The following is an 11,820-nucleotide window of genomic DNA, read 5'->3' as shown; positions in this document are numbered from 1 at the left end:
TAATATCAGTGCGGTTTAAATCACACAACTGATGGTGAAATTAACAATCAAATGACTGCTTAGACCAACAAAGCAGATAAAATCTGTTAGACTGTCTCTCACTTCGTGCACCATTTTGTGGTATCGCTGCCAGCAGCTGATACCAAAGTACCTGGAGCTACAGGTGAAGTTACAGCGAGGCAACAACAAGCGAGATTTTTGTGTGCCGAACTGAGTGAGTGATCAAAATAACCAGGATTACTCTAACATATACCTATGTTATCAATGCGATAATATTTATCTCAAGCCACTGTTGCGTCATGCAATTGATGTACTTGGCTTGAAAGCTAACAGGTAGTTGGCGTATTCGCCGTATTTTCTAGACAAAACTTGGAGGTTTCCATGGCTGTCGCTGCCAACAAGCGTTCGGTAATGACGCTATTTTCTGGCCCAACCGATATTTTTAGCCATCAGGTACGTATCGTATTAGCGGAAAAAGGCGTAAATGTCGAGATTGAACAAGTTGATCCAGAGAGCCTGCCACAGGATCTGATTGACCTCAATCCGTACCAAACAATACCTACGCTGGTCGACCGGGAATTAACCCTGTTCGAATCTCGTATCATCATGGAATACCTCGATGAACGATTCCCTCATCCACCGTTAATGCCGGTTTATCCTGTCGCACGTGGCGAAAGTCGTTTAATGATGTTGCGGATTGAAAAAGACTGGTATTCGCTGTTGCATACGATTGAACATCGTCCTACCGCAGAGGCTGATGCCGCACGCAATCAACTACGCGAAGAGCTGTTAGCCATCGCACCAATCTTTGGCCAGGCACCGTTTTTCATGAGTGATGAATTTAGCTTGGTCGATTGTTATCTGGCACCGTTATTATGGCGTTTGCCGCAGCTCGGTATTGAGCTGACTGGTACTGCGGCTAAAGACCTCAAAGCCTATATGACACGCATTTTTGAACGTGACTCCTTCCTTGCATCGTTGACCGAAGCTGAGCGCGAAATGCGGCTACAAACGCGAGGCTAAACTTGATGGATATGTCGCAAATGACACCGCGCCGTCCCTACCTATTGCGGGCATTTTATGACTGGTTACTGGATAATCAACTGACCCCACATTTAGTGGTTGACGTGACGTGCCCCGGAGTGCAGGTACCAATGGAGTTTGCCCGTGATGGGCAAATTGTATTGAACATCGCACCACGAGCAGTAGGTAACTTGCAGCTCGCAGATGAAGAAGTCAGTTTTAACGCTCGCTTTGGTGGTGTGCCGCGTCGGGTTCAAGTGCCAATGGCTGCCGTGTTGGCCATTTATGCACGTGAAAACGGGGCTGGCACTATGTTCGAACATGAAGCGAAATATGAACTGGAAAATGCAGCCAGCGCTGCGATCCCCCCTACGCAACAACAGCCAGAACCATTGATGTCGGTGGTTGAAAGTACTCACTCAACTGAAGGTGAACACGATGGCGAAGAACCACCGCCACGAGGTGGACGCCCTGCATTACGTGTAGTGAAGTAAATCTCAGCCAACCTACTCACAGCGAGGCCTCCTTGAATCGGAGACCTCGCCACTGCTACCACCGGCTAACCTTATACCGGCTAAACATAAAACTTGCTGCTATTCTGCGCCAGAATGGCGCGACTGCTCCGCTTGGCATACTGCCGCAGTGAAGAGCACATCAGTTGAAGAATTGAGTGCCGTCTCCGCTGAATCCTGTAGCACGCCGATAATAAAACCAACACCGACCACCTGCATCGCCACTTCATTTGGAATACCAAACATATTACAGGCTAGCGGGATCAACAGCAGCGAACCACCCGCAACACCAGAGGCACCACAGGCACATACCGCCGCCACGACGCTAAGCAATAGCGCTGTTGGCAGATCAACCGAAATCCCCAGAGTGTGTACCGCCGCCAGCGTCAAGATAGTGATAGTGATTGCCGCACCGCCCATATTGATCGTTGCACCAAGTGGGATCGAAACTGAGTAGGTATCTTTGTTCAGTTTAAGCTTTTCACTTAATGCCATGTTAACCGGTATATTCGCCGCCGAACTACGGGTAAAAAAGGCAGTAACACCGCTTTCACGCAGACAGGTAAACACCAGTGGATAAGGGTTACGGCGGATCTTCCAGTAAACAATTAGCGGGTTAAGCACTAACGCCACCAGCAGCATACAGCCAATCAGCACTGTCAGCAGTTTGGCATAGTTATATAGCGCCTGGATCCCTACTTCAGCAATGGTCGCCGCGACCAGGCCAAAAATGCCCAGTGGTGCCAACCGGATCACCGCACGAACCACGAGTGTGACCGCACTGGCCATGTCGCTCAGCACAGCTTTGGTATTGTCTGATGCGTGACGCAATGCCAACCCCAAACCGATAGCCCAAGTGAGAATACCGATATAATTGGCATTCATCAGTGCATCAAATGGATTTGCCACTGCTTTCATCAGCAGCCCTCTTAACACCTCAACAATGCCATTAGGCGGAGTGATGCTGACACTGTCTGTCGACAATATCAGTGTGGTAGGGAAAACAAAACTGAGTAACACCGCCGCCAGCGCCGCTGAGAAAGTGCCCAGTAAGTAAAGCACCAAAATTGAGTGCATGTTGGTCTTCTGTCCCTGCTTGTGGTTAGCAATCGAAGACATCACCAGGATCAGCACCAATGCGGGTGCAACCGCCTTCAATGCACTGACAAACAGTGAACCCAGCAGGCTGACATACGATGCTGCCTGCGGAAAAAGTAGCGCCAACAATACACCGGCGAAAAGACCGATCATGATCTGTTTGATCAGGCTGTGTTGCGTCATTCTCACTAAAAATTTATTCATCTTGCTGTTGCGTTTCCGCTCCCCGAAAATATGAGACCTAGGCACTGCCAACAAAGCCACCGGCTAGGCCTTGAACGGCACAGCCGGGTTGCTGAAGTGCTGGCTGTATCACACAGCCCAAAATGATTACAATACACCAGCGAAATATCCACTGGTCACCCACGATAACTGACGGTATCGAGCAGACTCACACAGCGGATAGCTGAGATACCTATTCCGCTAAGTGCAACATTGTCATTTGCCGACAACCCTGTTTGTCGGTTCACTCAACCACAGACACTGCAGCCGCTTGGCGATTAAAAAACTGTCATACTTTTACACTGCAGCTACAGATAGTTGGCAGTCTACCACAGCAAGGCTGCCACTGTGTCAGTATTGAGCAAACAGAATCGCTTGAAAAGAGAAAAGGCGAAAATTAGCGGCATATGGTAGTTAATGTTAGCAACTGATTAGCATCACCGCAGAAAAAACAACGCTGTTGCTTGCCAATGACGTAAGTCACTGGGGATCTGTTTTCAGGTGGTATTGAGTGCGATGGCAAGCTGCATGACCGTGAGTTGGAGTAATACACGATCTGAACGGGCTGCGCGCGTGTTCTGCAACGAAAACCGAGAGCACACAGCCAGCCCGAGACTGAATTTAAAACCTATTCGCATAACATGCTATTGGCAGCACCAGTTAGAACCCGCACCCAGTACCAAAGTCAGCAAGTACGGGCGTTGCGTGAGCATGTCATGCAACGCGCGGGAACAAAAACAGCTCTTTTGGCGATAACGTGTTGTTAATGTTCACGTGTTTTGCGAAACACAATGTCCGGATAACGCTCTTGTGTCAGATTGAGGTTCACCATGGTTGGGGCGATATAAGAGAGATTATCACCGCCATCCAGCGCAAGGTTCTGTTCATTTTTACGCTTGAATTCCTCAAACTTCTTCACATCAGCACACTCTACCCAACGCGCTGTTGCCACATTGACCGATTCATACTGTGCTTCAACGTTGTATTCCGTCTTCAGGCGGGAAACCACCACATCAAACTGCAGCACCCCCACCGCACCGACGATCAAATCGTTATTGGCAATCGGCCGGAATACCTGAACAGCGCCTTCTTCCGAAAGTTGTACCAGCCCCTTGAGTAATTGCTTCTGCTTCAACGGATCACGCAAGCGGATCCGACGGAATAACTCAGGGGCAAAGTTAGGAATACCGGTAAACTTCATCACTTCACCCTGGGTAAAGGTATCGCCAATCTGAATGGTGCCGTGATTATGCAAGCCAATAATATCGCCGGGATAAGCCTCTTCTACGTGGGCGCGATCACCCGCCATAAAGGTCAAGGCATCAGAGAGCACCAAATCTTTTCCTGTGCGCACCTGATACAACTTCATCCCCTTCTGGTAACAGCCAGAAACCACACGCATAAAAGCCACTCGGTCACGATGTTTTGGATCCATATTGGCCTGGATCTTGAACACAAAACCACTGAACTTCTGTTCTGCAGCCGACACTTCTCGCATATCCGTTTTACGCGCCATTGGCGTTGGTGCCCAAGCCACCAGACCATCAAGCATATGGTCAACACCAAAGTTACCCAGTGCAGTCCCAAAAAATACCGGTGTCAACTCACCATCCAAGAACGCTTGATGATCAAACTCATGTGAAGCGCCCTGCACTAACTCTAGCTCTTCACGCAGTTGCGCTGCCAGCTCTTCACCTACGGCTGCATCCAGCTCAGGGTTATTTAGCCCCTTCACCGTGCGCACCTCCTGAATGGTGTGCCCTTTGCCACTCTGATACAGATAGGTTTCATCCTTGTAGAGATGATAAACCCCCTTAAACAGCTTACCGCAACCAATTGGCCAGGTGATCGGTGAACAGGCGATCTGCAACTCCCGTTCGACTTCGTCCATGACTTCCATTGGATCACGAATATCGCGATCCAGTTTGTTCATGAAGGTCAAAATCGGAGTATCACGTAACCGCGTCACTTCCATCAATTTACGGGTACGATCTTCTACCCCTTTTGCCGCATCAATCACCATTAGGCAGCAATCGACCGCAGTTAACGTGCGATAGGTATCCTCAGAAAAATCCTCATGTCCTGGCGTATCCAGCAAGTTCACCAGACAATCAGCATAGGGAAACTGCATTACCGAGGTGGTGATTGAGATACCACGCTGCTTCTCCATCTCCATCCAGTCTGACTTAGCGTGCTGGCTAGAGCCTCTGCCCTTGACCGTACCCGCCACTTGGATCGCCTGCCCAAATAACAGCACTTTCTCGGTAATGGTGGTTTTACCAGCATCTGGGTGCGAGATAATGGCAAAAGTCCTTCGTTTATTGATTTCGTCGAGAAAATGTTGATCTGTCATTGAGCGCGTCTTTTCGTTGCAATATGGGGTTATCGAGACAATGATCGCCGGATAGTCTTACCGACATCAATATAATAGTTCAATCGGCATCGCCAATTCTGGTTGGCGGCCATTTTCGCCGATCTCGGTTGAAGAAACAATCGATTCAATCCACGTGCCCGCGTGGGGCGCCCCATGCCATAATCACCGTTATTTACCCAAAGGTAGCGAAGATGCAGATTTTCTTGAGTGACCGGATCCCCACACCGATTGGTGAACTGCTGTTGATCGCCGATCAACAGGGGCAAGTGCGTGGGCTAGATTGGAGTGATCATGAACAGCGGCTGATGAAACTACTCGATGCTCGCTATCGTCAGCACCCGTTTTTACTACAGACCGCCGATAATCCTGCAGGGCTGAGTGAGATGATACAACGCTATTTTGCCGGTGAGCTGGCTGTGCTGTCACAGATCCCGGTCGTCAGCCACGGTACCCCCTTTCAATGCTCAGTGTGGCAGCAGTTACGCCTCATTCCCGCTGGTAGTACGATCAGTTATGGTGAGTTAGCCAAACGCGTCGATCGACCACGTGCAGTACGTGCTGTAGGCGCGGCAAATGGTGCCAATCCGATCAGTATTATCGTGCCCTGTCACCGGGTGATCGGTGCCAACGGTATGATGACCGGTTATGCTGGTGGATTACCACGTAAACAGTGGTTACTCAAACATGAGGGCTTTTTGCGCTAATATTGTGCCGACCCACTCTATACGGGTGGTATGTTACGTTGCATCGCCGTTGGCCAAGTATCAACGCCGATTGTGGTTCGCAACCGATTGACCAAGGAAAAAAGATGGAACAAACAACACGCATCCTGTCCAAGCAAAAGCATATTGCCTTAGTTGCACACGATCACTGTAAACAAGCAATGCTGACCTGGGTGGCTGATCATAACGCTGAGCTGAGCCAGCACTTGCTTTATGCCACCGGCACTACCGGTAATCTGATCCAGCGTGCTTGTGCGCTACCCGTTCAGCGCCTACTGAGTGGCCCGATGGGCGGTGATCAGCAGGTAGGGGCTTTGATCTCCGAAGGCAAGATTGATCTGCTGATCTTCTTCTGGGATCCACTCAATGCTGTGCCGCATGATCCGGATGTAAAAGCACTACTGCGTTTAGCGACAGTTTGGAATATTCCGGTGGCTACCAATCGTTCAACCGCCGATTTTCTCATCGCGTCGCCACTGTTTGCACAGTCGGTTGAGATAGCCATTCCCGACTATCAAAAATATCTCGCTGAACGTCTGCGATGATGCCGCAGATTACGGTTTTTTGCTGAGCGGCAGGCCAATCTGTTTCAGTTGGTCAAACACTGTCGACGGTCGCTGCTCATCATACATTAGCCAAACACGATGTTTGGCTCGTGTCAGTGCCAGGTAAAGTTGCAGCCTCTCGCGTTTAGTCGCAGTATCAGCTAACTGCTGGCATTGTTGTGTTTGATTGTTTTTTAGCTGGTCATTCGAAACCAAACACAGTAGATATTCTAGTAATATGTCGCTGGTTTCGAATGGGAATGCATCATCATCCTGTGCCAATCCGCTCACAATGACATATTCCGCTTGCTGCCCTTGGCTGGCTTCGAACGTCATAAATGAGATTGTCAGTGTTGGCCAGCGGATCGCTGCCGTGGCTAGCAGGTCAGGTTTTAGATACTCATAACGTGCCAGCAGCAACACCTGCTCAGAAGGTTTTGCATATCCACTGATTTTATCGAGCAGTGCCGGCAACTGGTTTTGTGGCAACATCATTACCGACTTTTTATTACCTTTGCTCAGACCGATTGGCGCTGGCTGTACCCCTCGATCAACATCACCGATCAAGTGCGTCACAACTTCGCCAATGCGTGCATTGAAGCGGTAACTGCTCGCCAGGTGGCAACTCTTGGCGTTGGCAAAGTGGTCGCTAAACGCAGCCATGACTGATTTGTGCTGCCGCTGCATCACTTCGTTGATTGACAGCTCATCGCCAGTAGCAAACAGACTAGTGCGCTTGTGCTGTTGATGTAGTGTGGTCAATAATTGCTGCTGTTGCGGTGGGATCTGTTGCCAGTCATCAACCAAGATCTGTTTCCACGGGCTAATAAAACGCCCGTTTTGTAGCAGTTTGATCGCCTGTTGATGAAGAGCAAATGTATCTACTGCGCTTTCCTGTTTCAATGCGGCTTTCCACGCCTTGAGCAGTGGTGCCATCAGTTGCAGACGTTTTTTCAATAGCGGTTGCATGGCAGCTTCGGCCTGTTGCAATATCTGCGCTTGGCTCACTGTTTGCGCCCGTAACGCAGTTAACCAGCGATCAAGGTGTTCTGCCAAGCGTTGCACCAATGGTGGCTGATGCCAAAAATGTTCTTCACTGAGCTGCCAACCAAACGCTTCACTCAACCACTGCCGCCAACCGTTCGCTTGTGCTTTTTTTTCATTACACTGCTGTTGCCACAGTTTGGTTAACCAGGCTCTGCGTAGTGCAGTATCTTGCTCCAACTGACTGATAAAAAAACTTTTGCTACTGTTCTGTTGCACAATATGCTGTGCCAAGGAGTTTAATGTATGAACTTGGATTGGTAGCACTCCACACTGCTGATGCAAGCGCTGTTCTAGTTGTTCGCTCAGTGAGTTGTTGGGGGCTAACAACAATATCTGTCTCGGTTCCGCTTCATTGCGTAACAGTAACCAGCACACGCGGGCGATTAACATTGCGCTCTTTCCACAACCGGCTGCAGCGAGCAACAGCAAAGTCTCTTCAGCATTGAGTATCACTTGGATCTGTTGATCACTCAACGGTGAGGCTTCAATCTGGCGGAAGAAGTCAGGATGTTGTTGCTTCACCCGTGCCATCCATTGCTGGTTACGCAACACCACACCATCCGGATTATCTTGCAGCCATGACAAGCAGCGTTGGTAGCGACTTTGGCAATCCTCAAACTGGGTTAAACGCGCTAGCGGCATTGGCAAGTTGGCAAATAGTTGGCGGATCTGCTGCTGTAATTCAGTGACATCTTGACTTTTTAACCACTTATCCTGGCGTTCGACACTGTCAATATGATCAAGTTGCTGTTGTAGCGCATTGGCACTTACTCGGCTCATCTCCAAGCTCCACTGCTGCCAAACGTGCTGTAGCCGATGATAAAACTGCTTGGTAGCCTGCCACTCGGTGCCGTGTAGCCGCACGACTTTGCCATCCGGCAATTCAAACTCCAGCACTCCCCAAACAACCCCTCGCTTGCAGGTGATATTTATCAACTGATTGAATGGCAATAGATACTCATGCTTATCACCTCTCAGTTCCACCCCCGCATTAAGTAATCGGATCCGATTGTAGGGATGTTGTGCTAAATGTTTGCCCAGTGCTGTCGCTTTAAGTTCCATTGCTTATGCCATTGATATGTTGAAAGCGGTATCCGAAATCTATTCTACCCATTCAATGCCAGAAGCGTTACCGCGAAACAGGTAAATAGAAAACTTCTGGCCAGTGATGAGCACAGCTAAGCGGGCGATGGCGCTGTTTTCAACAAACAGCACGATGGATTAATAATAAAAAAACCAGCCACACCATGAAGGCATGACTGGTTGATTATAGATAGCTAATTGAAATTAAGGCTGAGCTACAACTTCTCTGGTACCTTGAACTTCAATCTCTACGCGACGGTCAGGTGCCATACAAGCAATCTGTGCCGCTGTTGGACGACCAGAACGGAAACCACAGCTATCGCCAGTCACTGGGTTAGCTGCACCCATGCCACGAGTAGTGATTCTGTTAGCTGGAATGCCTTTAGAAATCAAGTAATTGGTAACAGATTGAGCACGTTGCTCAGAGAGACGCATGTTGAAGTCTGCAGAACCAACGGCATCGGTGAAACCAGTCACTGTCACTGAACCTTCTACTGGATCCAGTGCGCTCAACTCAGAGTAGAGTTGCTCAAGTGCCTGTTGGCCTTGAGTACGAACAGTAGCCTTACCGAAATCGAACAGAACGTCAGAAGTCAGCTCAAATTTCTTCACTTCAGCAGGTGGCGCCACTGGAGTAGGTTCTGGCATTGGCGCTGCTGCTACCGGCATTGGCTCAGACTGGCCAAAGCGGTAAGAGAGACCCAAGCTCAACAGGCCATTGTCAGGGCGCGCACCCACACTGCCTTTATCGCCAATCTGATGAGTCCACTGATAATCTAGGCGAGTTGCCCAGTTACGAGTTACCGCATATTCGAAGCCCAACGCAGCCAAAGGAGACACGCCGGTATCATGCGCACTGATACGCTGGCTATCAGCAGTGTTAGCGCCAAAGTTAGCACTAGAATCAACACGCCAAGCCATACCACCTAAACGGGTATAAACATCTAAATTGTTCAGAATTGGGTAACCCAATTTGGCTGCCAACTGGATACCTTGTGCTTTGAAAGCACCATTATTTTCTACACCCGCATATGGCATACGGCCAAGCCAGTCGTAACCCAGCTCAACACCAATGAATGGATTAACCTGGTAGCCCATAAAGGCACCCGCACCCACTTGGCTTCTGTCTGTCGTTGCACTTGTCAGGCTGCCAAAACCTTCAGCCTCAAAACCAGTGCTGTAATATTTAGACCAGCCAACCTTCGCGCCGGTGTAGAACGTATTATCGTCTGGAGCGGCTTTCGCTACGGTAGCGAAACCAGCCAGTGCCACTGCTAATGCGATAGCTGTCTTTTTCATTTTGCGCCTCGTTATCATTCAGATAGACCATGAGCGTGAAAGCCACATTCAGCCCTTGGTTTAAATTCTTGCTCCAAAGTTTGGACTCTTGAGTGCTACTCAGCCAGTGTTTTTGGCGTCATTGAGCAACCTTGGCGATATAAAGTCTACAACCTAGCGCGAAAGTTACAAGTGTGATGTGATGAAGATCTAAAAAAAACATTAGATTGACTTGCCAACCCCACGACAGAAAATAAAAATAAGTTATTATTTTTATGGTGTTATATCGATACAGCACAGCACGCATGCAAAAGTTTTACTGTGATTTCATGATTTTAATTCATTAGAAACACTAATAGCTTCTATTGGTGGTAATTTTACTTAATGATACAATGAAGCACGAAAATTTACAGAATCAGGCCGTGTGGATTGGAGGGTATCTTGCTGTGGCCGCATGATAAAACCATAGGCATTCCCCTGTTCTGCCGCTTGAGCTAATCTTGACCGATCTTGCTCGGTGAGTGCCGGCAGCCAACCTAACACCACGCTGTAATTGCCGCTCAATAACGCTCGCTCCATTACGCCTACGGTAGCATGTGACATGATTTGGTGAAGTTGTACCACTTTATTCACCGGTAAATTCACCTGTTCAAGCCAAGCCCTGCTTAATCTCTTTTGTGGTGCTAACCATAATAACCAACGCGCTTGCTGCCCTAACTGTTGCAGTAATGGCAACAGTGGGGGGTGTAGCAACGGTTGTTGTTGACTATAAACAAACTCCCAAATGGCACCATGCTTTTTATCGTTGCAACTGGCGGCAATGGTCGCACACGCAGAGTGTGCGACTGGGATAAACTGATGACGAGAGTTAAATTGAGCACGCATAGAGCATTCCCTTCTTGTCGATACTGTGTTTTTATACAGTATATCTAGCATAATGATAAGATCAACTAAATTTTTCGTTACACTTCGCATAATTGAAATCATTTTGACTTTTATCGCTTTTTATGGTTTTCAACCACTAAAAGAGCAGGTAACTTGGTTAATTGATTGTTACCGCTACGTTTATTAAAAAAATAAGCGTACCTGTCATTATTTTTATCTACGGAGGTTTTAATGAAAGGAAAATCTGAACAAAGAGTTGAACAAGCAAAAGTTCAATTTTCTGCTCTAGGGAATATAGCTACACGGCCACAATTTGGTGGCTATGCGCTGCTGGCTGATGGCACGCTGTTTGCAATGGTTGACGAGGGGGAACTGTACTTGCGTGCTACCAAAAATCTTGAACCCACCTTCCGTGCGCGCGGAATGCGCAATATGACCCATTCAAAACGTGGGATCCCGATCACGATGCGCTACTACCGGGTGGATGAAAATTTGTGGTTGGCGCTGCAGGAATTATGTCTGTTGGCTTATCGCGCTATTTGTGAGGCGCGGGCAGAGTTAAAACAGAAAACGCGACATTGCGGCAACTTGAAGGATTTACCCAACATAGATGCCACAACCGTACGTTGGCTATGGCGTGTAGATATAAAGAACAGCTATGAACTCCGCCTGTTAGGTGCCAAAAATAGCTTTCTGAGGCTACAGACACTACCGAAAAAGCCCGGACTGAAAACCTTGTTGGAGCTTGCTGGTGCTTTGTCTGGATATCACCCTGAAGTTTTGCCACCCACTCAACGGGAAGAGCTGACTGAGTGGTTCAAAAATTTGCAGGTAAAACAAAAGGAGAAACGCAACTAATCCGCTCCCGGCCGAAAGGCCGGGCTTCATGTGTCATATCCAGCACCTTAACCATCCCCTCATATGAACGAGGCATGGCAAGGCTTTTGAGGTATGATCTCCGTTATTGACCCGCTAATATCGAGCAGACAACCTCTATGCTTAATCACGAAATAATCTTTAACCACATTGAT

General features: G+C 48.5%; 10 protein-coding genes. 5 read left to right on the top strand and 5 right to left on the bottom strand.

Annotation, left to right across the window (positions count from 1 at the left end):
* Window positions 1-381 precede the first annotated feature (381 nt).
* The gene (sspA, locus tag EOJ37_RS06345; RefSeq protein WP_127959012.1) at window positions 382-1,023 is read left to right on the top strand and encodes a stringent starvation protein SspA; all 642 of its coding nucleotides are present in this window, start codon (window positions 382-384) and stop codon (window positions 1,021-1,023) included.
* Between the two features lie 5 nt (window positions 1,024-1,028).
* The gene (gene sspB, locus EOJ37_RS06340; protein ID WP_127959010.1) at window positions 1,029-1,517 is read left to right on the top strand and encodes a ClpXP protease specificity-enhancing factor; all 489 of its coding nucleotides are present in this window, start codon (window positions 1,029-1,031) and stop codon (window positions 1,515-1,517) included.
* Window positions 1,518-1,616: 99 nt separating this feature from the next.
* On the opposite strand, the gene sstT is transcribed toward sspB, so the two are convergent.
* The gene (gene sstT / locus EOJ37_RS06335; RefSeq protein WP_127959008.1) at window positions 1,617-2,837 is read right to left on the bottom strand and encodes a serine/threonine transporter SstT; all 1,221 of its coding nucleotides are present in this window, start codon (window positions 2,835-2,837) and stop codon (window positions 1,617-1,619) included.
* A gap of 781 nt (window positions 2,838-3,618) precedes the next feature.
* Entirely contained in the window at window positions 3,619-5,208 is a 1,590-nt protein-coding gene (gene prfC, locus EOJ37_RS06330) for a peptide chain release factor 3 (protein WP_127959006.1), read from the bottom strand.
* Window positions 5,209-5,420: 212 nt separating this feature from the next.
* Here prfC and ogt point away from each other — a divergent pair, with 212 nt between their 5' ends.
* Both ogt and EOJ37_RS06320 read left to right on the top strand, forming a co-directional pair.
* Window positions 5,421-5,933: a methylated-DNA--[protein]-cysteine S-methyltransferase gene (gene ogt, locus EOJ37_RS06325; protein WP_127959004.1), complete on the top strand. Its 513-nt coding sequence runs from the start codon at window positions 5,421-5,423 to the stop codon at window positions 5,931-5,933.
* 104 nt (window positions 5,934-6,037) lie between these two features.
* Window positions 6,038-6,496, top strand: a complete 459-nt coding sequence (locus EOJ37_RS06320) for a methylglyoxal synthase (RefSeq protein WP_127959002.1) — start codon at window positions 6,038-6,040, stop codon at window positions 6,494-6,496.
* 9 nt (window positions 6,497-6,505) lie between these two features.
* Here the strand turns inward: EOJ37_RS06320 and helD are convergent, their stop codons facing one another.
* The 3 genes from helD to sulA all read right to left on the bottom strand — a co-directional run bounded on the left by helD (window position 6,506) and on the right by sulA (window position 10,789).
* Entirely contained in the window at window positions 6,506-8,605 is a 2,100-nt protein-coding gene (helD, locus tag EOJ37_RS06315; RefSeq protein WP_127959000.1) for a DNA helicase IV, read from the bottom strand.
* A gap of 225 nt (window positions 8,606-8,830) precedes the next feature.
* Complete coding sequence (ompA, locus tag EOJ37_RS06310; RefSeq protein WP_127958998.1) at window positions 8,831-9,925, bottom strand: porin OmpA; 1,095 nt, start codon at window positions 9,923-9,925, stop codon at window positions 8,831-8,833.
* A gap of 360 nt (window positions 9,926-10,285) precedes the next feature.
* Window positions 10,286-10,789, bottom strand: a complete 504-nt coding sequence (gene sulA, locus EOJ37_RS06305; protein WP_127958996.1) for an SOS-induced cell division inhibitor SulA — start codon at window positions 10,787-10,789, stop codon at window positions 10,286-10,288.
* 231 nt (window positions 10,790-11,020) lie between these two features.
* Here sulA and EOJ37_RS06300 point away from each other — a divergent pair, with 231 nt between their 5' ends.
* A complete protein-coding gene (locus tag EOJ37_RS06300) occupies window positions 11,021-11,647 on the top strand; it encodes a TfoX/Sxy family protein (protein ID WP_127958994.1) in 627 nt (208 codons plus the stop codon).
* Window positions 11,648-11,820: the final 173 nt, after the last annotated feature.

The organism is Serratia microhaemolytica (assembly GCF_004011885.1).
GTDB classification, from domain to species: Bacteria; Pseudomonadota; Gammaproteobacteria; order Enterobacterales; family Enterobacteriaceae; genus Serratia_G; species Serratia_G microhaemolytica.
This window is presented reverse-complemented; position numbering and strand designations above follow the sequence as displayed.